The 20,477-nt window shown below is 39.7% G+C and carries 23 protein-coding genes and 1 other RNA gene; 16 read left to right on the top strand and 8 right to left on the bottom strand.

Annotation, left to right across the window (positions count from 1 at the left end; translation table 11 throughout):
• Window positions 1-45: 45 nt before the first annotated feature.
• The 5 genes from serA to zapA all read right to left on the bottom strand — a co-directional run bounded on the left by serA (window position 46) and on the right by zapA (window position 3,431).
• Window positions 46-1,275, bottom strand: a complete 1,230-nt coding sequence (gene serA, locus Q1K78_RS05085; RefSeq protein ID WP_300175084.1) for a phosphoglycerate dehydrogenase — start codon at window positions 1,273-1,275, stop codon at window positions 46-48.
• Window positions 1,276-1,476: 201 nt separating this feature from the next.
• A complete protein-coding gene (rpiA, locus tag Q1K78_RS05090) occupies window positions 1,477-2,133 on the bottom strand; it encodes a ribose-5-phosphate isomerase RpiA (protein WP_300175086.1) in 657 nt (218 codons plus the stop codon).
• A 175-nt stretch (window positions 2,134-2,308) separates the two neighbouring features.
• Entirely contained in the window at window positions 2,309-2,890 is a 582-nt protein-coding gene (locus tag Q1K78_RS05095; RefSeq protein WP_300175088.1) for a 5-formyltetrahydrofolate cyclo-ligase, read from the bottom strand.
• Between the two features lies 1 nt (window position 2,891).
• Window positions 2,892-3,072: non-coding RNA, 6S RNA (gene ssrS / locus Q1K78_RS05100), on the bottom strand.
• Between the two features lie 32 nt (window positions 3,073-3,104).
• The gene (gene zapA / locus Q1K78_RS05105; protein WP_300175090.1) at window positions 3,105-3,431 is read right to left on the bottom strand and encodes a cell division protein ZapA; all 327 of its coding nucleotides are present in this window, start codon (window positions 3,429-3,431) and stop codon (window positions 3,105-3,107) included.
• Window positions 3,432-3,682: 251 nt separating this feature from the next.
• Here zapA and Q1K78_RS05110 point away from each other — a divergent pair, with 251 nt between their 5' ends.
• Genes Q1K78_RS05110 through Q1K78_RS05120 form a run of 3 tightly spaced genes read left to right on the top strand, consistent with a single transcriptional unit; the run spans window position 3,683 to window position 6,672 of the window.
• Entirely contained in the window at window positions 3,683-4,252 is a 570-nt protein-coding gene (locus tag Q1K78_RS05110; protein WP_300175092.1) for a YecA family protein, read from the top strand.
• A 12-nt stretch (window positions 4,253-4,264) separates the two neighbouring features.
• Window positions 4,265-5,452: a 2-octaprenyl-6-methoxyphenyl hydroxylase gene (ubiH, locus tag Q1K78_RS05115; protein WP_300175094.1), complete on the top strand. Its 1,188-nt coding sequence runs from the start codon at window positions 4,265-4,267 to the stop codon at window positions 5,450-5,452.
• A 2-nt stretch (window positions 5,453-5,454) separates the two neighbouring features.
• Window positions 5,455-6,672, top strand: coding sequence for an FAD-dependent 2-octaprenylphenol hydroxylase (locus tag Q1K78_RS05120; RefSeq protein ID WP_300175096.1), 1,218 nt, complete (start codon window positions 5,455-5,457; stop codon window positions 6,670-6,672).
• Between the two features lie 66 nt (window positions 6,673-6,738).
• Here Q1K78_RS05120 and Q1K78_RS05125 read toward each other — a convergent pair whose 3' ends face one another.
• Both Q1K78_RS05125 and ygfZ read right to left on the bottom strand, forming a co-directional pair.
• A complete protein-coding gene (locus Q1K78_RS05125) occupies window positions 6,739-6,942 on the bottom strand; it encodes a DUF1107 domain-containing protein (protein WP_300175098.1) in 204 nt (67 codons plus the stop codon).
• 548 nt (window positions 6,943-7,490) lie between these two features.
• Entirely contained in the window at window positions 7,491-8,447 is a 957-nt protein-coding gene (gene ygfZ, locus Q1K78_RS05130; protein WP_300175100.1) for a tRNA-modifying protein YgfZ, read from the bottom strand.
• A 179-nt stretch (window positions 8,448-8,626) separates the two neighbouring features.
• Here ygfZ and Q1K78_RS05135 point away from each other — a divergent pair, with 179 nt between their 5' ends.
• Both Q1K78_RS05135 and Q1K78_RS05140 read left to right on the top strand, forming a co-directional pair.
• On the top strand, window positions 8,627-8,887 hold the full coding sequence (locus tag Q1K78_RS05135) for a succinate dehydrogenase assembly factor 2 (protein WP_300175102.1): 261 nt from the start codon (window positions 8,627-8,629) through the stop codon (window positions 8,885-8,887).
• Window positions 8,859-9,248: a protein YgfX gene (locus Q1K78_RS05140; RefSeq protein WP_366899515.1), complete on the top strand. Its 390-nt coding sequence runs from the start codon at window positions 8,859-8,861 to the stop codon at window positions 9,246-9,248. The genes Q1K78_RS05135 and Q1K78_RS05140 overlap by 29 nt, the downstream gene beginning before the upstream one ends.
• A gap of 10 nt (window positions 9,249-9,258) precedes the next feature.
• Here Q1K78_RS05140 and nadB read toward each other — a convergent pair whose 3' ends face one another.
• Complete coding sequence (nadB, locus tag Q1K78_RS05145) at window positions 9,259-10,878, bottom strand: L-aspartate oxidase (RefSeq protein WP_300175105.1); 1,620 nt, start codon at window positions 10,876-10,878, stop codon at window positions 9,259-9,261.
• Between the two features lie 318 nt (window positions 10,879-11,196).
• Here nadB and rpoE point away from each other — a divergent pair, with 318 nt between their 5' ends.
• The 11 genes from rpoE to acpS all read left to right on the top strand — a co-directional run bounded on the left by rpoE (window position 11,197) and on the right by acpS (window position 20,443).
• A complete protein-coding gene (gene rpoE, locus Q1K78_RS05150) occupies window positions 11,197-11,775 on the top strand; it encodes an RNA polymerase sigma factor RpoE (RefSeq protein WP_300175108.1) in 579 nt (192 codons plus the stop codon).
• A 30-nt stretch (window positions 11,776-11,805) separates the two neighbouring features.
• Entirely contained in the window at window positions 11,806-12,423 is a 618-nt protein-coding gene (locus tag Q1K78_RS05155; RefSeq protein ID WP_300175110.1) for an RseA family anti-sigma factor, read from the top strand.
• The gene (gene rseB / locus Q1K78_RS05160; protein WP_300175112.1) at window positions 12,423-13,400 is read left to right on the top strand and encodes a sigma-E factor regulatory protein RseB; all 978 of its coding nucleotides are present in this window, start codon (window positions 12,423-12,425) and stop codon (window positions 13,398-13,400) included. Before Q1K78_RS05155 ends, rseB begins: the two co-directional genes overlap by 1 nt.
• Window positions 13,401-13,405: 5 nt before the next feature.
• Window positions 13,406-13,891: a SoxR reducing system RseC family protein gene (locus Q1K78_RS05165; RefSeq protein WP_300175114.1), complete on the top strand. Its 486-nt coding sequence runs from the start codon at window positions 13,406-13,408 to the stop codon at window positions 13,889-13,891.
• 89 nt (window positions 13,892-13,980) lie between these two features.
• Window positions 13,981-15,774, top strand: a complete 1,794-nt coding sequence (gene lepA / locus Q1K78_RS05170; RefSeq protein WP_300175116.1) for a translation elongation factor 4 — start codon at window positions 13,981-13,983, stop codon at window positions 15,772-15,774.
• A 120-nt stretch (window positions 15,775-15,894) separates the two neighbouring features.
• Window positions 15,895-16,797 (top strand): signal peptidase I, encoded by a 903-nt coding sequence (lepB, locus tag Q1K78_RS05175; protein WP_300175118.1) that lies wholly within the window; start codon window positions 15,895-15,897, stop codon window positions 16,795-16,797.
• Between the two features lie 10 nt (window positions 16,798-16,807).
• Window positions 16,808-17,479 (top strand): ribonuclease III, encoded by a 672-nt coding sequence (gene rnc / locus Q1K78_RS05180; protein WP_300175120.1) that lies wholly within the window; start codon window positions 16,808-16,810, stop codon window positions 17,477-17,479.
• Window positions 17,479-18,444 (top strand): GTPase Era, encoded by a 966-nt coding sequence (era, locus tag Q1K78_RS05185; protein ID WP_300175122.1) that lies wholly within the window; start codon window positions 17,479-17,481, stop codon window positions 18,442-18,444. Before rnc ends, era begins: the two co-directional genes overlap by 1 nt.
• Before the next feature lie 174 nt (window positions 18,445-18,618).
• Window positions 18,619-19,335 carry a DNA repair protein RecO gene (recO, locus tag Q1K78_RS05190; protein ID WP_300175124.1) on the top strand — a complete coding sequence of 239 codons (717 nt, stop codon included), beginning with the start codon at window positions 18,619-18,621 and terminating at the stop codon, window positions 19,333-19,335.
• Window positions 19,332-20,063, top strand: a complete 732-nt coding sequence (pdxJ, locus tag Q1K78_RS05195) for a pyridoxine 5'-phosphate synthase (RefSeq protein WP_300175126.1) — start codon at window positions 19,332-19,334, stop codon at window positions 20,061-20,063. Before recO ends, pdxJ begins: the two co-directional genes overlap by 4 nt.
• Window positions 20,063-20,443 carry a holo-ACP synthase gene (gene acpS / locus Q1K78_RS05200; RefSeq protein WP_300175128.1) on the top strand — a complete coding sequence of 127 codons (381 nt, stop codon included), beginning with the start codon at window positions 20,063-20,065 and terminating at the stop codon, window positions 20,441-20,443. The genes pdxJ and acpS overlap by 1 nt, the downstream gene beginning before the upstream one ends.
• Window positions 20,444-20,477: the final 34 nt, after the last annotated feature.

A 20,477-nucleotide genomic window follows, 5' to 3' on the forward strand; every position in this document is an offset into this window, starting at 1 on the left:
ACTCATTTTTTATTGTTTAAACTATCTAGTTAAAGCGTATTTATGTTAATGAAGGATACGAGCTCGGATTGTTCCTTCAATTGCTTTAAGTTGAGTTAACGCTTCTTCTGATCTAGCTGTTTCAACATCAATTACCACATAGCCCATTTCTGCTGATGTTTGCAGGTATTGAGCGGCAATGTTAATGCCTTCATCAGCAAAAATACTGTTAATTTTAGTTAGGATACCAGGACGATTTTCATGAATATGCAGGAGACGAGAAGTATCAGTATGTAATGGAAGAGAGACTTCTGGGAAGTTAACTGATGATAATGTTGACCCATTATCTGAGTATTTAGTTAACTTGCCTGCAACTTCAACACCAATATTTTCTTGGGCTTCTTGAGTTGAACCACCCACATGTGGTGTCAGAATTACATTATCAAATTTTTGTAATGGAGACTCGAATGGTTCCGCATTTGTTTTTGGTTCGGTAGGGAATACATCGATAGCTGCGCCACCTAGATGCCCTGATTCAAGTGCATCACATAAGTCTGGAATTTTAACGACAGTGCCACGAGCAGCATTAATAAAGATGGCACCAGGCTTCATTCGAGAAAACTCTTCAGCGCCCATCATATCTTTTGTACCCGCTGTTTCTGGAACATGAAGAGAAATAACATCACATTTATTCAGTAATTCACTCATGGTTTGAATTTGAGTGGCGTTACCTAATGAAAGCTTATTTTCGATATCATAGTAGTAAACACGCATGCCTAGGTTTTCAGCTAAGATCCCTAGTTGTGTTCCGATATGTCCGTAACCTACGATACCCAAACGTTTGCCTCTGGCCTCAAAAGAAGCGTCTGCACTTTTTTTCCAGATACCGCGATGAGCTTGAGCATTTTTCTCTGGGATGCCGCGAAGCAACAATAGAATTTGCCCTAACACCAATTCAGCTACACTACGGGTATTAGAAAATGGTGCGTTAAATACTGGAATGCCGCGTTTTGCTGCTGCAGTTAAATTAACTTGGTTAGTTCCAATACAGAAACAGCCCACAGCAACTAGCTTATTTGCAGCGTCGAACACTTCTTTGGTAAGTTGAGTTCGCGATCGCAAGCCAATAAAGTGAACATCTTTCACTGCTTCAAGTAACTCCTCTTCCGACAATGAACCTTTGTGATATTCAATGTTGGTGTAACCGTCAGCTTGAAATACTTCAACGCAAGATGGGTGCAATCCTTCTAAAAGAAGAATTTTAATTTTTTCTTTTTCCAGAGATATTTTTGCCATGTCGTTCTTATCCTTAAAAACAAAATCAATAATGATTAGGGTAGTGATTATTTATTGATGATTATAAAGTATCAAAAAATAACCAGTTTGGGTAAGAAAATTACGAAATAGTTAATAAAAAACGGTACTAATGAGTACCGTTTGTAATCGAATGACATTTTTATCTCTCAATCTAAGAGATAAGAAAGAAAATTTGTTGTATTAATCGAATTTTTTTACGCCGTCAGGAGAACCAACTAACAGTACGTCTGCGCCACGATGTGCAAATAAACCGACAGTGACTACGCCAGCAAGGCTATTGATTTTATCTTCTAATTCTTTAGCGTTAGTGATCTGCATATTGTGTACGTCTAAGATCATATTGCCATTATCTGTGACTGTGCCTTCACGGTACGCAGGGTCACCACCAAGTTTAACTAACTCACGAGCAACGTAAGAGCGAGCCATTGGGATAACTTCTACAGGCAGAGGGAATTGACCTAGCACGTCGACTTGTTTCGTATTATCAACAATACAAATGAATTTTTCAGAAATAGCAGCAACGATTTTTTCACGAGTAAGAGCAGCTCCGCCACCTTTAATCATCTCGTTTTTACCGTTGATTTCATCTGCGCCATCAACATAAACATCAAGACTGAAAACATCATTACACTCGAAGACTGGAATGCCTAATTCTTTCAGCTTTTCAGTTGATGCTACAGAGCTTGATACTGCACCTTTAATTTCTTTTTTCATGGTCGCAAGTGCGTCGATGAAATGATTTACTGTTGATCCTGTACCTACACCAACAATGCTGCCAGCTTTTACGTATTCTAACGCTGCCCAACCAGCTGCTTTTTTCATCTCGTCTTGAGTCATGACATTCTCCTAATGAAATAATAGAGTTCAAATAAAACGGCGTAATTATAACGTACAGATATTTCTTCGTCAGAAAAAAGAAGTCAATAAACGAGAATAATCCCAATTAATGCAAACGTTTTCGTTTTTAGGTAATAACGGCGAAGAGTCTATTCATATTGTTGCTAAAAAAACGTTACCAATGCCATATTTTTTTTGGCGTAATTATACGAGGCAGAGGAACATCCCAAGATTCAATTGGAAGTTGGTCAACTTGCTGGCACGAATGAGAAATTCCGATAGGTATTGGGCCCGTTTGAGATTGGTGCCAATTAACCAAGGTGCGGTCGTAATATCCGCCACCCATACCTAATCGATTACCTGTATGATCAAAAGCGACAAGAGGGGTAATAATAATATCAAGTGCATTAACGGGAACCACTTGAGTTTTATCTAACTTGGGTTCAGGGATTTGATATTTATTTAATAGAAGCGTGGTCGTAGGATGGTACTGAAGAAAAAGTAAATGTCCCTTACTAAAAGGATGAATAACAGGTAAAGAGACAGATTTACCTTGTTGCCAAAGCCACTCAATTAGTAATGAAGTATCTATTTCACCATCAACAGAAAGGTAGATTGCGATGGATTGTGCTTTTTGAATATAAGGGTCATTCGCGCACTGTAAGACAAGGTCTTTGGCGGCTTGTGTTTGTTCGTGAGGGGATAACGCGTTGCGATCTAGGCGAATTGATTGTCGAATCTGTCGACGAGATGTCATGGAATACCCCAAAGTGCCGTAGTGGTCGTAGCCCTTGAACCCTCGGTTCAAGGCGGATCAGCAAAATTTACCGTAGGCTTCTCAGTACGAGCCGAGCTTGCTCAATAGTAAATAAATACTAACCCTAATTTGTGCTTATCGGCTCAGGGACATAGATCCGCCTACAAACACTCCAGGGTAAAATTGATTCTTTTGCTATCCTTAGCGACAGTTCCTATTCTGCCGTACTTTCTTCTGTTTGGCTAGGCTTTACGGTAGAAATTGCCGCTTCTAATGCGCTAGCAAGCAGTCCCATTCGATCATAAACAGCAGAAGAGTGATTACTTGCTTCTTTTTTCGCCATGTGTAGTTCGTAGCAGATATTTAACGATGTAATTGTTAATAATTGCTCAGTATTGGTTACCTTAGTTCGTTCAGATAATTCATTTACTCGATTATCTAAATCTTTTGCAGCTTCTTTCAAGGCTGCTTCTTGACCAGCAGGGCAGTTAACCTTGATGGCTCGTCCTAAGATTTGAACTTGCACGGCTTGGCTTGACATCAATACATTACTCATCGTTAAACTAGAAGAATACACCGATAAAAAAACAGATCAGTGATAAGTGAATGAAACTATAAGAAATGCGCTAATAAGATTCAAGTATTTCCCTTCTCTTTGTTGATGGTGGTTAACTATATTCTTAATAAAACAACAATATGATGAAAAGATACTCAATTGAGAGAGATAGTGAGTTTTCTGGTTATCCTCAAAGTGGTAGCATGTCATCATTATCAATAAATATAGAGATCCCCATGATCGTAATTAAAATGCCAACCTTTCTGACGGTAGAGTCAGCCTTAAAAGACAGTAGACTCGCTGTGACGCCATCTGAATTGCATGGTTTACTTGTGGGAATGATAAGTGGCGGATTACCACTAGATAATAAAACGTGGAAACCACTTATGTTTGATTACACCAATGATGGTATGGGGTGGCCAGACAATGCGCTGAAAATAGGCAGTGAGATTTTTCAGTGTACCGTTGAGGAGTTAAGTACGGATAGCTTTGCGCTAGAGGTGCTCATCCCAGATGAAACAGAAACATTAATGAATCGAGCTGATGGATTAAGTGAGTGGGTTAACCACTTTATTTCAGGGCTAGGGTTAGTTGAATTAAAATTAGATCAAGCGTCTGAGTCTTTGAAAGAAGCATTGCTAGATTTAGAAGAAATTGCTCGTTTAGGTATTGATGAAGACGATGAATTAGAAGAGCAAGCAAATTTATTTGAGCAAGTGATTGAACATGTTCGTATTTGTGTACTGACGATTCATGCTGAATTAGGTCAAAAAGTGCATAACGACGCGTCTAAAGCAGTGCATTAATTTAGGTAACATATGACACATTATGATGTAGTGATCGTGGGTGGTGCCATGTCTGGGGCGACCTTAGCACTGGCGCTAGAAGAAATGAATCAAGGCACTTTATCTATTGCTGTAATAGAGGCAATGGAGCCGGATTTGGAGCAGCATCCAGGTTATGATTCTAGAAGTATTGCGCTATCAAATGGGACATCCCAATTATTACAAGACATTGATCTTTGGTCTGATATTGAATCATTTTCAACGTCTATTAATCATATTCATGTGTCAGACCGACATCATATGGGGTTAACTGAATTAACCTCTAAAGAACTCAATGTTGATGCGTTAGGTTATGTCGTTGAGTTGGCTGATGTTGGTCACTTTTATTATAAAAAATTAGTGAACTCTCACCATATTGACCTTCTTTGTCCTGCATCTATTGTTGATATTAAGCGTGAGCTTTCGTTATCAATAGTAACGTTATCGACAGGAAGCGTGATTTCAACGTCTCTTATTGTTGCTGCTGATGGCGCTGAATCAAAGACTTGTAAGTGTATGAATATTGAAAGTGAGAATGATGACTTTCAACAAGTGGCCATTATTGCCAATGTAACCACGGCTATTCATCCCCAAGGTAAAGCGTTTGAACGTTTTACCGATAATGGTCCATTGGCTTTGCTTCCTATGTCAAAAGGGAGAAGTTCCTTGGTATGGTGCGTTAGTCCTGAAGAGTCACAACAGATACTAGCCTATAATGATGAGGCTTTTTTAGATCATCTACAGCACGCTTTTGGTTGGCGTTTAGGTCAATTCATTAAAACAGGGAAACGGGCGCATTATCCATTATGGTTGCGTCGTCAAAAACAGCACATATCACACCGTTTTGTTGCCATTGGTAATGCCGCTCAAACTCTTCACCCGATTGCAGGCCAAGGGTTTAACCTTGGTATTAGAGATGTATTCTCATTAGCTGATGGCATAACCCAAGCAAATCAATTAAATCGTGATATCGGTGAATATTGTGTACTTTCTGATTATCAGAAACGACGCCAGACAGACCAACAAAAAACAATCAAAATGACGGCAGGATTAGTCTCTATTTTTGCAAACAGTGCGTTTCCAATGGTGATTGGACGAAATATAAGTTTGTGTGCTGTTGATACTTTCCGTTCTTTTTTAAAGCCCCTGACATTACGAGCAATGGGCAGAGTGAATAGATAATTATGATGCAAAGTGTAGATATTGCGATTATTGGTGGTGGCATGGTTGGTTTAACTGTTGCTGCAGCATTAGAAAATAGCGGATTAAGAATCGCGGTTATTGAGAACCAACTGCCTGATAGTGAATTGTCTGATTTACCTGATGTGCGAGTGTCAGCCATTAGCCGAGCAAGTGAAAACATCTTAGATCACGTTGGAGCATGGCAAGGGATACTGTCCCGTAGAGCAGCGCCGTATACGTCAATGAAAGTGTGGGAACAAGATAGCTTTGCTCATATTGATTTTGAAGCAGAACAAATAGCACAGCGCAATCTAGGCCATATTGTTGAAAACCGAGTTATTCAGTTATCTCTACTTGATAAAGTATCTAAGCAAGAGAATGTAACGTTATTGGCACCAGAGCGATGCAGTAATATCATGTTTGGTGAAAGTGAAGCATGGCTAAATTTAGAATCAGGAAAAGCAATTACAGCCAAATTGGTTGTTGGTGCTGATGGTGCTAACTCTTGGTTGCGTAATCAATTAGACATTCCATTAACGCATTGGGATTATGGGCATAGCGCATTAGTTGCTAACATTCGAACCGTAGATAATCATAATGAGACGGCTCGTCAAGTCTTTAGGCCTGAAGGTCCCTTAGCGTTTCTTCCTTTAGGGGAAAGTAACTTGAGTTCAATTGTTTGGTCGTTGGATCCTCTTCAAGCTGAAAATTTAGCATCAATGACTGAAGACGAGTTCAATAAGCAGCTAACGGTCGCTTTTGATAATCAACTAGGTTTGTGTCAAGTGGAAGGTAAGCGTCAAGCGTTTCCTTTAAAAATGCGTTATGCCAAAGACTTTGTTAAAGAGCGCGTTGTATTGGTTGGAGATGCGGCTCATACGATTCATCCTCTAGCAGGGCAAGGAGTGAATTTAGGCCTGGCAGATGCTGCAGCATTAGCTGAAACGATTATAGATCTACATCAAGAGGGCAAAGACATTGGCTTAAAAACCAATTTACGCCCTTTTGAGCGCTGGAGAAAAGCAGAAGCGGCTCAAATGATTGCTTCAATGCAGGGCTTTAAAGAGCTATTTTCTGGAACTAACCCGATTAAAAAGCTAGTCAGAGGGATTGGTATGTCTTTGACTAATGAGCTAACACCGATGAAAGACGAGTGCTTAAAACGAGCATTAGGCTTGTCTGGTCGGTTACCAAATATGGCGAAGAAAGAGTCTATCTAGGGTGAATTAAATAGAAAAGGTAGCGAAAGCTACCTTTTTTGTATCGATTTTACATATTACTCAGGTTTAATAGGACAGTCGTAAGCGAGCCACTTCCAAGTTAACCTCTCTTATCATTCTATACTGTTCACGTTCAGCTTGAGAAGGAACCATTAACTTTCCTTCTTCAAATCTAAACTCACCAATACCATGAATATGAATCTTCCCGTTAAACAGTCGACTAATATGTTTAGCAATCATACCAGGGGCATAGTGCTTAAAAAATCGCATCACATTATCCTTTAGTGATTAATACTACAAAAGTGTTTCCTTTATAGTTATCGTGCTGCACTTTGAATCGTAATCAGCACGATAGCTATCTACTTTGATAAGAATTATAAAACATAAAATGTGATAGTAGTGTGACAATAATGGGATAGAGTGATCAATGTGCTATTTTTAGTGTTTTTATCTTCTTCAATTTGATATCTATTTGAAATTTACCTAGTAAAAAAGAATAGATAATGACTGGTATCGAATGCTTTGGGATAAAAAAAAGCCCGAAATAAATTCGGGCAAACAGTCACAGATGCATTTCCAATATATATAGGTACATTGGAATAAATTGTTTGGAGTTAAACAATTTATGCGTTCTTTTGTAACAAAAGAACACAGTAACGATAGCTAAATAACAATTAAATTGCTACTTATTCATAAATATTAAATAACAATTCACGTGTAATTCTTCCATTGTGCGCATAAGGTCAAGATTAAAAATGCAATGATGTAAATTAATCCCATTTTCGACACAATAAAATGAACATCTGTCTATGTATATTTTATTCGTCATCTAGTGAATAAGGCTGTGACATTTTTCCCCAGGTAGAATCTTGAAGTCTAAATTTCGTGTCTTCATCCAGGTCATTAGGGAGAATCGCTAATGCTAAAGTGTGGCCATCTTCATAACGGAAAGAAGAAACAATAACACCACCTTTACGCCAGTTGTCGCCGACACTGCGTTCTATAGCATCACCCGCCGCAGGTACTTGCACTGATTGACCAGATACGAGATACATTGCACGCTTATTTATGCCTCGATATTTCGCTCTTGCTACCGTTTCTTGACCTGTATAACAGCCTTTCTTAAAGCTAATGCCATCAATAGCTTGTAGATTCATTGCTTGAGGAATGTGCTCATTAATTAACGCGTTATCAAGTTGAGGGAAACCGTGTTGAATATTATATAAATCCCACAGTGATTCATCACATAAAGTCACTTGAGTTAAAGAGTTAACCAGAGCGTCTTTATGCTCAGGAGTCGTTACCAGTAACCATTGCGATTGGCTAATTTTTGCAAAGGTACCAAACTCAGAATTTCTGACATTATCTTGAGAATCGGTATTGGTATCGATCCATGTTTGAGCGTCTTCACCAGTAAAACCAAGCAATACGTCATCGCTAATAGCGATTTCAACTTTAGAGAATACAGCGTATTTTTTAATTTCAGTTAATTCGTTTTCTACGGCACTTTTACGTTGGAATAGCGCATAACCTTCATTGTGATTAAATAGTTGGAAAACACTCCATAGCTTGCCTTTTGCGTCACAATGACCACCAAAGGTGATTTCATTTTTAGTTAAAGCGACCACATCACAAGTAACTTGGCCATGTAAGTAGGATTTTTTATCGTTACCTACCATGGTAATTAATGCCCAATTATCCAATTCAGAAATTGCAAAACTTGGTAAGGTATCGTCTTTTTTTAGTGATAATGTAGGAAAAATAGTACTCATCATGACATTCTTATTCAGTTAGATTATTTCTTTATAGTAAATGCCTAGATTTTAAATGTCAGCAAAAAGAAACAAGTAGTTTTATGTCTCATCTTCTTCATCTTGTGACTTTAGATCATGGTTGTCATAGAAATAGACTGATAGACTCCAGTTAGTTATTTCTATTTAAGCTAGAGGACCGTATGTACAGTGTTGAAGAAAAAGCACGAGTAAAGTGGGCTTGCCGTCGTGGGATGCTAGAATTAGATGTGGTCGTAATGCCATTTTTTGACGAATGTTTTGAAGAGCTAACAGAAGCTGAGCAACAGAATTTTGTGTCATTACTAGAATGTGATGATCCAGATTTATTCACGTGGATCATGGGGCATGGGCGTAGTGATAATCTTGGGCATGCCGCTATAATAGATAAGATCGTTGAGCATAACCTCAGTAAACTCCGTTAAGGTAACGCTTCATTTTTCATATATCGCCTATCTTACTCTATATAGTAGTTACTTCTACTTAGGATGGGCGGTAATGATAATGGGCATAGTGCCATTTCCGCTTATTCCTCTTCTTTTTTATTTAATTCATAAACATATTACGTCGATTTATTATCAGCTATTAGAGTTACAAGGTGATTATACCTTTGTCGCGAAAACATCTGATGATCATCGCGATTGGGTTGTTACGCGTGTATTCTGGGTAAGTAAAAGCGTGAGCATCATTTATGCTAATAATGACTATACAGAGCAGTATTTTTATTTATTTAAAGATGCGATGAGTGAAGAGGAACAGCACCAATTAGCGGTGCTGTTCAGATAAGATCAATAAATTAATTAATGTTTTTAGGTACTAGGATCGTTGGTCCTGACTCTTCAAGTGCTTCTGGATAATCAAGCGTATAATGTAAACCACAGCTTTCTTTACGCTCCATTGCACAGCGAACCATGAGTTCAGATACATCGAGTAAGTTACGTAGCTCAATTAAATTGTTCGACACACGGAAATTACTATAGTAATCATGCGTCTCTTGTTTCAATAATTGAATACGACGAAGTGCTCGTTCTAGACGCTTATCAGTACGAACAATCCCCATGTAATCCCACATAAACAGACGTAATTCATGCCAGTTATGCTGGATCACCACTTCCTCATCAGAGCATTCAACTTGGCTTTCATCCCAAGCGGGTAATGACGGTGGAAGCTCTCGATTATTCATATCTTTAATGATGTTTTCAGAAGCCGACCATGCATAAACAACGCACTCTAATAATGAGTTAGAAGCCAAACGGTTTGCCCCATGAAGGCCAGTGTAGCTCACTTCACCAATAGCAAATAAACCATCGATGTCAGTTTGACCTTGTTTATCGACCATTACGCCACCGCAAGTATAGTGAGCCGCAGGAACAATTGGGATTGGCTCTTCGGTCATATCGATACCAAATGACAACAGTTTTTCATTAATGGTTGGGAAATGGTGGAGAATGAAATCTTTAGGTTTGTGACTGATGTCCAAATACATGCAGTCAGCACCTAAACGCTTCATTTCAAAATCGATAGCGCGAGCAACTACATCACGAGGTGCTAATTCACCACGTTGGTCAAAATCAGGCATAAAACGAGTGCCATCAGGTCGGCGTAAATAGGCGCCTTCACCACGAAGAGCTTCGGACATTAAGAAATTACGAGCATCAGGGTGGAATAAACACGTAGGGTGAAATTGGTTGAACTCAAGATTTGCAACCCGACAACCTGCACGCCACGCCATAGCGATACCGTCACCAGAGGAAACATCTGGGTTTGATGTATATTGATACACTTTAGAGGCGCCACCTGTCGCTAATACGACAAATTTTGCACGAACGGTTTCAACGTGCTCCGCATCACGGTTCCAAATATAAGCACCAACTACTTTGTCTGCTTCGCCGCCAATTTTATCTTCGGTGATTAAATCCAACGCATTGTGTCGCTCAAAGATAGATATATTAGGATGGTTTACTACGTTATCTTGTAATGAGTTTTGCACCGCTCTGCCTGTGGCATCTGCCGCGTGCAGAATACGACGATGGCTATGGCCACCCTCACGAGTTAAATGAAATTTTGGATCTGAAACGTCGGTTTCTTTTTCATCATCGTGATCAAAAGGAACACCGCCATCAATTAACCATTGAACGCAATGTTTGGCATTCTCCGCAATAAAAGTAACAACATCTTTATCACAAATATGTGCGCCTGCAACAAGGGTATCGTCGACATGTGACTCTACCGTATCACTTTCATCAAATACGGCGGCAATGCCACCTTGAGCGTAGTAGGTAGAGCCTTCATTACGAGGGCCTTTACTTAAAACGATCACCTTTCCATGTGGTGCGACTCTAAGTGCAAGTGAAAGACCAGCAGCACCACTGCCTATGACTAAAACGTCGCAAGTGTGTTCATTGGTTATGTTCATACTATTCATCATTATCCTGTGATTATCCGAGCATTTTACCAGAATCTATGAGATTGCGTCATATTTTGAGGTGGAATCTTAAATATCAAGAATAAAAAATAGAGCGTGAGAAGTTAACGTTGTGTAAAAAAGATCGTTAAATCAATCATTGAACTATTAAATTGATAAAAAAATGTAATAATAAAGGAACTTTCTAAAGATTAGAAACTCATACATAGTGCTCAAGTTAATCGTGGTATAGCGGATATATTGTCAGCTATTTGCGTAATCTAAACTTTATGCGCATCTAAGAAGAATAACGTGGGAGTACCCGCTCCAATGAGTGAGCAGTTAACAGATCAAGTTTTAATTGAGCGTGTTCAGCGTGGTGACAAGCAAGCCTTTAACCATTTGGTTATTAAGTACCAAAACAAAGTATGTAGTCTTGTTGCTCGTTATGTAAAAAACAGTGGCGATGTGCCAGATGTTGCACAAGAAGCATTTATTAAAGCGTATCGAGCGTTGCCTACTTTTCGTGGGGACAGTGCATTCTATACTTGGTTGTATCGAATAGCGGTCAATACAGCTAAAAATTACCTTGTAGCTCAAGGCCGCCGGCCACCAGCCTCTGATGTTGATGCTGAAGAAGCTGAATATTATGAAGGTGCGAGTGCGCTAAAAGAAATCACTAACCCAGAAAATTTATCATTGACTGAAGAGTTACGACAAATCGTATTTTCGACAATTGATGGTTTACCTGAAGATTTAAAAACAGCAATCACGTTACGAGAGCTAGAAGGCTTAAGTTATGAAGATATTGCTGTTGTAATGGAGTGTCCGGTTGGTACGGTTCGTTCTCGTATTTTCCGAGCTCGTGAAGTTGTTGAGAAAAAGATCCAACCGCTAATGCAGCGTTAATTAATTTCCAACGGTCAAACGGTGAAGACAATGACTTATAAAGAACAAATTTCGGCGTTTACTGATAATGAAGAAATGGACAATGCGTTCATCGAATCGTTATCGCAGCCTGAAAATGCAGAAACCTGGAAAAGTTACCATTTAATTGGTGACATCATGAGAGGTGAAGCACCAGAAACAAAAGAGTGGGACATTGCTGCTAACGTTGCATTCGCGCTTGAAGATGAGCCTGCTCATCAAGTAAATGAGACGGTGACTGAATTTATACGGTCACAGCCAACGGCAAAGGAAGCAAAGAAAACGCTACCAAGTTGGTTGACACAATTTAGCCAAGTGGCGATGGCGGCGTGTTTCTCTTTGGTTGTCATTGTTGGTGTTCAGCAATATAACGGTGCTGATTCAGGTATTATTCCTGCTAGTGGTGACATTCAGGTACTTGATACTATTCCCTTTAGTGGAACGGCAGAGCCTGTGAGCTTAACTCGAGATTCTTTAGTTAAGAAAACCTCAACTGAAGCTGATGTCATGGAGCAACGTAAACGCATTAATGCGATGCTGCAAGATTATGAATTGCAACTTCGGTTAAATGCTCACGATGGTTCTATTGACCGTGGTTTATTAGAGCAAAATACAACATTGGAAGAATAATGAAACGTATCCTGATCAGCTTTATTGTCTTGGTCAGCTTCTTTCCAAGAATAGCCTCAGCAGAAGATACCCCCTCTGCTGAGGCTTTGTTGCATCAAATGGGAGAGGCGAGTCACAAGCTAAACTATGAACTTTCCTATATTTTAGTTAAGAAAAATAGCATTGAACCGTTTATGTATCGTCATTCCCACACGGATAAAATGACGTTATCCCATCTTGTTTATTTAAGTGGTTCGATGCGAGAAGTCATCCGTCGAAATGACGAGATTTCATATTTAGAGCAAGGTAGCAAACCTTTTTCAATCCAATCTGAATCTATTGTTGCTCCGGTGATCCCTCTTTTGCATAAAGACCTTGTTCCTCTGAAAGCCTATTATGATTTTGTTTCTGTGGGCAGAGGAAGAGAGGCGGGTTCACCAGCTCAGGTAGTGCGAATTGTCGCTAAAGATGGAAATCGTTATTCATACATAGTGTGGATTGACGAGCGCAGTAAACTCCCATTACGAACTGATCTCGTTAGTCGAGATGGTGACATAATTGAACAGTATCGAGTAGTTTCTTATACCGTTAGTGAGCAAATTTCAGGGTATATGAGTAAGCGTTTAGGAGAGATCGAGTTACCTAAAGTCTTGCCTTTATCATCGTCTTTACAAGAAAAAGCAACGTGGAGCGTTAACTGGCTTCCTAATGGATTTAAAGATATTAACTTTAATCGTTATCGTTTAGCGATGAACCAACGCGCGGTTGAAAGCCAGATGTATTCTGATGGTTTATTTAATTTTTCAGTTTATATTTCTGAAGCGGATAAATTAAGCCAAAAAGAGCAATCGGTCCGTCAAGGTCAACGCTCTCTCTACAGTTACATACAAGGTGACTATGAGATCAGTGTCGTTGGTGACATTCCACCAATTACGGCAAAACGTATTGCAGATTCTGTTGTTTTTCGCACTTCTGTAGTAAACAGTGAGGGTAAGTAATTCTTATGATGACAGCACTTGCAACAGTACTTGATATTCAAGACGATATTGTTGTCGTTGGTTGCCAACAAAAAAGCAGCTGTAACCATTGCTCGTCTAAAGACTCATGTGGAACCGGTATTGTATCTAAAGTACTTCCTGGAAAAGTTCATCACTGGGCTTTCCATACGGATAAGAAACTAACGGTAGGCCAAATGGTTGAAATAGGGCTACCAGAAAAGAATTTACTGCAATCTGCTGCCATTGTTTATTTGGTTCCTTTGCTTTTTCTTTTGTTTGGTGCATTAATCTCTGACTGGTTAATCTCCCCATTAATTGGCATTGGTGAAGTGACAACCATTACCATTGCTGCGCTTTCTGCATGGGGAGGTTATTTTATTGCGAAACGCCTTTCTCATCGTATTGAACAGAACACAGAACAACAAGTTAGCCTAGTCCGAGTCCTTGGTGAACCGATTTCTGACACTATCTCAGTAAATGCCGCAGGATAAGATAGCGACTTGCTAGGAAATTGGGTAGAATCCCATTACTTGATCTCACGATCCAATCCCATTAACTAATTGAGTTTGTCACGTCATTCATGAAGCATATTCGTAATTTTTCTATTATTGCCCATATCGATCACGGTAAATCAACACTATCTGACCGCCTTATCCAAATTTGTGGTGGCCTGTCAGACCGTGAAATGGCAGCACAAGTTCTTGATTCAATGGATCTAGAACGTGAACGTGGTATCACTATTAAAGCCCAGAGTGTGACTCTAAACTACACGGCGAACGATGGTGAAACTTATCAACTAAATTTCATCGATACACCAGGACATGTTGATTTCTCATACGAAGTATCACGTTCACTTGCTGCTTGTGAAGGCGCATTATTGGTGGTTGATGCGGGTCAGGGTGTAGAAGCTCAAACTCTAGCAAACTGTTATACCGCTCTTGAAATGGATTTAGAAGTGGTTCCAATCTTGAATAAGATTGATTTACCAGCGGCTGATCCAGATCGTGTAGCAGAAGAAATTGAAGACATCGTTGGTATTGAAGCGATGGAGGCGACACGCTGCTCTGCAAAGACTGGTTTAGGTGTTGATGCCGTTCTTGAAACGATTGTAAAATGTATTCCAGCACCAGAAGGCAATCCAGAAGGTCCAACTCAAGCGTTGATCATTGACTCATGGTTTGATAACTATTTAGGTGTTGTTTCTTTGGTTCGAGTTAAGCATGGCTCACTAAAGAAAAATGACAAAATTAAAGTAATGAGCACTGGCCAATCATGGAATGTTGACCGCATTGGTATCTTCACACCAAAACAAGTGGATACTGATGGATTAAACACCGGTGAAGTAGGCTGGGTTGTTTGTGGTATTAAAGATATTTTAGGCGCACCAGTGGGTGATACATTAACTCACGCTAAAGGTGGCTGTGAAGAGCGCTTACCTGGTTTCAAAAAAGTGAAACCACAGGTATATGCTGGTTTATTCCCTATTTCATCGGATGATTATGAAAATTTCCGTGATGCACTGGGTAAATTAAGCTTAAATGATGCGTCTCTTTTCTATGAACCAGAAAGTTCTTCAGCGCTTGGTTTTGGTTTCCGTTGTGGCTTCCTTGGTATGCTACATATGGAAATCATTCAGGAGCGTTTAGAGCGTGAATACGATCTTGATCTGATTACAACAGCACCAACGGTAGTTTACGAAGTTGTGTTGAATAATGGCGATTTACTGTACGTAGATAGCCCTGCAAAATTGCCAGCAGTGAACGATTTAGACGAAATTCGTGAACCAATTGCTCGTTGTAATATCTTAGTGCCTGCGGATTATTTAGGTAATGTAATTAGCCTATGTATTGAAAAACGTGGTACTCAAGTCGATATGATTTATCATGGAAATCAAGTGGCATTAACTTATGACATTCCAATGTCTGAAGTAGTGTTAGATTTCTTTGACCGTTTAAAGTCCACATCTCGTGGTTATGCATCATTAGATTACAACTTCCAACGTTATGAACTTTCTAATATGGTTCGTGTTGACGTATTGATTAATGGTGAAAGAGTTGATGCTCTTGCTATCATTACTCACCATGATAATGCACAAGGTCGTGGTCGCTTACTTGTTGAGAAGATGAAAGAATTCATCCCTCGTCAAATGTTTGATATTGCAATTCAAGCGGCAATTGGTGGGCACATTATTGCGCGTTCAACCGTTAAGCAGTTACGTAAAAACGTAATCGCAAAATGTTACGGTGGCGATATTAGCCGTAAGAAAAAACTGTTGAAGAAGCAAAAAGACGGTAAGAAACGCATGAAGCAGATTGGTAATGTTGAATTACCTCAAGAAGCTTTCCTTGCGATTCTTCATGTAGGTAAAGATTAATTTATAACTTCTGATTTATCAGAACGACGTAAATGACGCTTTATTACAGCTCAAAGAAAGCGATGATCAATGGTCTTCGCTTTCTTTGTTATGCAACACTTAATAACTTAAGGGAATGTAATGGCTAACACTTTTTCACTGATTTTAGTTTTAGTAACACTGTTTACTGGTGTTATTTGGACTATTGATAAATTCGTCTTGGCACCAAAGCGCAAACAAAAAATTGCAGCTGCGCGTGATCAAGTGAATGGACAAGTTGATGAAGCAACACTTGAAAAAGTCGCTCCTCAACCGGCATGGATAGAACAGTCTGTTTCTATTTTTCCAGTGATTGGCCTTGTTTTAGTGTTGCGCTCATTTATTTATGAGCCGTTCCAGATCCCATCCGGTTCGATGATGCCGACGCTTTTAGTCGGTGATTTTATCTTGGTTGAAAAATTCTCTTATGGAATTAAAGACCCTGTTTGGCGCTCACAACTTGTAGACGTAGGTAAACCTGAACGTGGTGATATTGTTGTTTTTAAATACCCACCACAACCAAATATCGACTATATTAAACGTGTAGTTGGTGAACCTGGTGATACCGTTACCTATAGCTCTGCTAAGCAAATTTGTGTTAAACAAAAAGGTGAGAGCAAGTGTAATATCATCCCGTTAACGAACATGAAAGACAGTGAATTTATGCCAGATCGCACTAACTTAGTTCAATATACTGAGCAGTTAGCAAGCGATACTACGCATGATATTTTGGTTAACCCTATGAGGTCTGATCGTGTGTCGATGTATCAACCACGACCAGGCTATAATGAATGGGTTGTTCCAGAAGGTAACTACTTTGTGATGGGCGATAATCGTGACAACAGTGCTGACAGTCGTTATTGGGGTTTTGTTCCAGAAGCGAATCTTGTTGGCAAAGCGGTCGGGATCTGGATCAGCTTTGAATTTGAACGTGGTAGCGATAGTGTGCTGCCTTCCTTTATTCCTACTGGTGTGCGTTTTAACCGCATCGGTGGCATAGACTGATTGAAAGATTATGAATTCTTCATTACAACGCTTAGAAAAGAAAATTGGCTATCAATTTAACGATGAAAACTTTTTAAAATTAGCACTGACTCACCGTAGTGCTAATGGTACTCATAATGAGCGCTTAGAGTTTTTAGGTGATTCAATTTTGAGTTTTGTTGTTGCAGATGAGTTATATCACCGCTTCCCTAAAGTGGATGAAGGTGATATGAGCCGTATGCGAGCAACTCTTGTTCGTGGTCATACATTGGCTGAATTAGGTCGTGAATTCCAACTGGGTGATTACCTATTCTTAGGTCCTGGTGAATTGAAAAGTGGTGGTTTCCGCCGTGATTCAATTTTAGCCGATGCGGTTGAAGCGATTATTGGTGGTATTTATCTTGATAGTGATACCGAAGTGATTCGTCGAATTATTTTAGCATGGTACAAAACACGCTTAGATTCGATTGAACCAGGTATCTCTCAAAAAGATCCAAAAACACGTCTTCAAGAATACCTACAAGGTCGTCGTAAGCCGTTACCAACGTACACTGTGACAAAAATTAAAGGTGAAGCTCACAACCAAGAGTTCACTATTGAATGTATCGTAGCAGGCTTGGATAAGCCTGTTATCGGCAAAGGAAGTAGCCGCCGCAAGGCAGAACAGTCGGCTGCTGACATAGCATTAGGACAAGTAAACTAATGTCAGATGACAAAGAATTCGATCTAGATGCGTACTTCTCATCAGAAGCTAAAACAGAATCTAGCGACAATCAGCACTGTGGCTTTATTGCTATCGTTGGTCGTCCAAACGTAGGTAAATCAACACTTCTAAACCAAATATTGGGGCAGAAGATTTCGATTACATCTCGTAAACCTCAAACGACTCGTCACCGCATTATGGGTGTTGATACGGAAGGGGATTATCAAGCGATTTATATTGATACGCCAGGTCTTCATATTGAAGAAAAGCGTGCGATTAACCGTTTAATGAACCGTGCAGCAAGCTCATCATTAAGTGATGTTAACTTGGTTTTATTCTTGGTAGATGGTACTCACTGGACACCAGACGATGAAATGGTATTGAATAAGCTGAGAAAAGCTGGATTCCCTACGGTTTTATTAGTAAACAAAGTAGATAACGTTAAAGATAAAAATGACGTTATGGCTCATCTTCAAACAATGACTGAAAAAATGGACTTTGTTGATGTTGTGCCAATTTCAGCGAAATCAGGGTCTAATGTTGATATTGTTCAAAAACTAGTTCGTGAACATTTACCAAAAGCGGTGCATCACTTTCCTGAAGAATACGTAACTGACCGTTCGCAACGTTTTATGGCATCAGAAATTATTCGTGAAAAGCTTATGCGCTTTACGGGTGAAGAACTGCCGTATTCAGTAACCGTTGAGATCGAGCGTTTTGATTACAACCCAAAAATGGATGGTTTTCATATTAACGGCCTAATTCTTGTTGAGCGTCTTGGTCAAAAGAAAATGGTTGTTGGTAAGAACGGTGAAAAGATCAAAGTAATTGGTCGTGAAGCACGTATTGATATGGAAGGCTTGTTTGACCGCAAAGTGTATTTAGAGCTTTGGGTTAAAGTTAAATCTGGTTGGGCTGATGATGAGCGAGCACTTCGTTCTCTAGGTTACATCGACGATTTGTAATTTCTAGAAACTAGAAACGATAAAAGCTAGAGCTGGATCCCGAATAACTGAAGTGAATACCTTTAAGTTGTTTGGGATTTTTTTGTTATAGCATAAGGCATCTTTTATAGTCTCTAGAAGCGAAGCTTTATCGTTAGCGAAGTGTATAGTTCATCTTATTTATAGGTAAAAAACGTGGAAGAAGGCTTACAACGCTGTTTTGTCCTGCACCGTAGACCGTATAGTGAAAGCAGTCTAATCTTAGATGTGTTTAGCGAAGAATATGGTCGTTTATCTATTATATCCAAAGGCGCACGAAGTAAGCGATCCAATCTAAAAGGTGTATTGCAAGCGTTTACTCCATTACTAATGAAGTGGTCAGGAAAAGGGTCCATGCGAACACTGCGTCAGGCTGAAAGCATCAGTTTGGCTATCCCGCTCACTGGCATAAACTTATATTCAGCCATGTACATTAACGAATTAGTGGTGCGCGTGATTGAACAAGAAACGCCTTATCCCGCACTCTTTCTCGATTATCTCACCGTATTAACTGAACTTGCTCAGACTAAAAATCCAGAACCTGCCTTGCGTCGTTTTGAATTGGCCTTATTGTCTTCATTAGGTTATGGCGTCGATTTTTTACATTGTTCTGGGAGTGGTGAAGTTGTTTCTCCAGAAATGACCTATCGCTACCGTGAGCAACAAGGTTTTATGGCATCCATTCGTCATGACCCGTTAATGAGCTTCAAAGGTGATGAACTTATCGCTATCAGTGAGCGTCGATTTATAACACCAGAGCAATTAAAAGCGGCAAAACGCTTTACACGTATAGCCTTAAAGCCGTATCTTGGCGGTAAGCCCCTAAAAAGTAGGGAACTGTTTCTTCCAAGAACAAGGAGTATTCTAAAATGAGTTCAATTTTACTTGGTGTCAATATCGATCACGTAGCCACTCTTCGTAATGCAAGAGGGACTAAATACCCAGATCCAGTGCACGCTGCTGAAATTGCAGAGCGTGCAGGCGCTGCCGGTATTACGATTCATCTACGTGAAGACCGTCGTCATATAAAAGATCGTGATGTGCGAATTTTACGTGAAACGCTGCAAACACGAATGAATTTAGAAATGGCAGTGACGGATGAAATGATCGCTATTGCATTAGAAACACAACCTGAGTTTGTTTGTCTTGTGCCAGAAAAGCGTGAAGAGTTAACCACTGAAGGTGGTCTGAATGTTGTTGGTCAACTTGAGAAAGTAAAAACAGCAACTCAAACGCTATCAAAAGCAGGAATTAAAGTGTCTCTGTTTATTGATGCCGATAAAGATCAGATCGATGCTGCTGTTGAGTGCGGAGCTCCATTTATTGAACTTCATACTGGTGCGTATGCGGATGCCGAGACAGAAGAAGCGCAACAAGGCGAATTGAAAAAAATTGCGGCAGGTGCAAGTTATGCTGTATCTAAAGGTTTAATTGTTAATGCTGGTCACGGTTTGACATATCATAACGTTGAAGCGATTGCTGCTCTACCAGAAATCTATGAATTAAACATCGGTCACTCTATTATGGGGCGAGCAGTGTTTGATGGTTTAGAAAAAGCGGTTTCGGATATGCACCGTATTATGCTTGGTGCTCGTAAGTAATGGCAATTATAGGTATTGGGACTGATATCGCTGAAATAGAAAGGGTAGAAAAAGCCCTTTCTCGTTCAGGAGATACGTTCGCTGAGCGCATCTTGAGCGTATCTGAATTTGAAAAATATCAAACCTTAAAGCAAAAAGGACGTTTTTTAGCTAAACGTTTTGCAGCAAAAGAAGCTGCCTCTAAAGCGCTTGGCACCGGCATCGCTCATGGTGTTACCTTCCATGATTTTACTATTTCTAATGATGAAAATGGTAAACCCTTCTTAATACTATCAGGTAAGGCGCTTGAGCTTTCTATGGCCCGTGATATCGTACATACACACCTTACTATCTCTGATGAGCGGCATTATGCGGTAGCCACCGTTATCTTTGAGTCTTAGTTATATGTCGTATCTAAGTTTGTGTTTATTTATA

Source organism: uncultured Aliivibrio sp. (genome assembly GCF_946479765.1).
Lineage (GTDB): Bacteria > Pseudomonadota > Gammaproteobacteria > Enterobacterales > Vibrionaceae > Aliivibrio.

Excerpts from the sequence above, each read along its gene's own strand:
- rpiA (WP_300175086.1), bottom strand. The coding sequence starts at position 2,133 with ATGACTCAAGACGAGATGAAAAAAGCAGCTGGTTGGGCAGCGTTAGAA.
- rpoE (WP_300175108.1), top strand. The coding sequence starts at position 11,197 with ATGAGTGAGCAGTTAACAGATCAAGTTTTAATTGAGCGTGTTCAGCGT.
- Q1K78_RS05165 (WP_300175114.1), top strand. The coding sequence starts at position 13,406 with ATGATGACAGCACTTGCAACAGTACTTGATATTCAAGACGATATTGTT.
- Q1K78_RS05125 (WP_300175098.1), bottom strand. The coding sequence starts at position 6,942 with ATGCGATTTTTTAAGCACTATGCCCCTGGTATGATTGCTAAACATATT.
- rnc (WP_300175120.1), top strand. The coding sequence starts at position 16,808 with ATGAATTCTTCATTACAACGCTTAGAAAAGAAAATTGGCTATCAATTT.
- lepA (WP_300175116.1), top strand. The coding sequence starts at position 13,981 with ATGAAGCATATTCGTAATTTTTCTATTATTGCCCATATCGATCACGGT.
- lepB (WP_300175118.1), top strand. The coding sequence starts at position 15,895 with ATGGCTAACACTTTTTCACTGATTTTAGTTTTAGTAACACTGTTTACT.
- acpS (WP_300175128.1), top strand. The coding sequence starts at position 20,063 with ATGGCAATTATAGGTATTGGGACTGATATCGCTGAAATAGAAAGGGTA.
- zapA (WP_300175090.1), bottom strand. The coding sequence starts at position 3,431 with ATGTCAAGCCAAGCCGTGCAAGTTCAAATCTTAGGACGAGCCATCAAG.
- Q1K78_RS05155 (WP_300175110.1), top strand. The coding sequence starts at position 11,806 with ATGACTTATAAAGAACAAATTTCGGCGTTTACTGATAATGAAGAAATG.
- nadB (WP_300175105.1), bottom strand. The coding sequence starts at position 10,878 with ATGAACATAACCAATGAACACACTTGCGACGTTTTAGTCATAGGCAGT.
- rseB (WP_300175112.1), top strand. The coding sequence starts at position 12,423 with ATGAAACGTATCCTGATCAGCTTTATTGTCTTGGTCAGCTTCTTTCCA.
- ubiH (WP_300175094.1), top strand. The coding sequence starts at position 4,265 with ATGACACATTATGATGTAGTGATCGTGGGTGGTGCCATGTCTGGGGCG.
- ygfZ (WP_300175100.1), bottom strand. The coding sequence starts at position 8,447 with ATGATGAGTACTATTTTTCCTACATTATCACTAAAAAAAGACGATACC.
- serA (WP_300175084.1), bottom strand. The coding sequence starts at position 1,275 with ATGGCAAAAATATCTCTGGAAAAAGAAAAAATTAAAATTCTTCTTTTA.
- Q1K78_RS05110 (WP_300175092.1), top strand. The coding sequence starts at position 3,683 with ATGATCGTAATTAAAATGCCAACCTTTCTGACGGTAGAGTCAGCCTTA.
- pdxJ (WP_300175126.1), top strand. The coding sequence starts at position 19,332 with ATGAGTTCAATTTTACTTGGTGTCAATATCGATCACGTAGCCACTCTT.
- era (WP_300175122.1), top strand. The coding sequence starts at position 17,479 with ATGTCAGATGACAAAGAATTCGATCTAGATGCGTACTTCTCATCAGAA.
- Q1K78_RS05095 (WP_300175088.1), bottom strand. The coding sequence starts at position 2,890 with ATGACATCTCGTCGACAGATTCGACAATCAATTCGCCTAGATCGCAAC.
- Q1K78_RS05120 (WP_300175096.1), top strand. The coding sequence starts at position 5,455 with ATGATGCAAAGTGTAGATATTGCGATTATTGGTGGTGGCATGGTTGGT.
- Q1K78_RS05135 (WP_300175102.1), top strand. The coding sequence starts at position 8,627 with ATGTACAGTGTTGAAGAAAAAGCACGAGTAAAGTGGGCTTGCCGTCGT.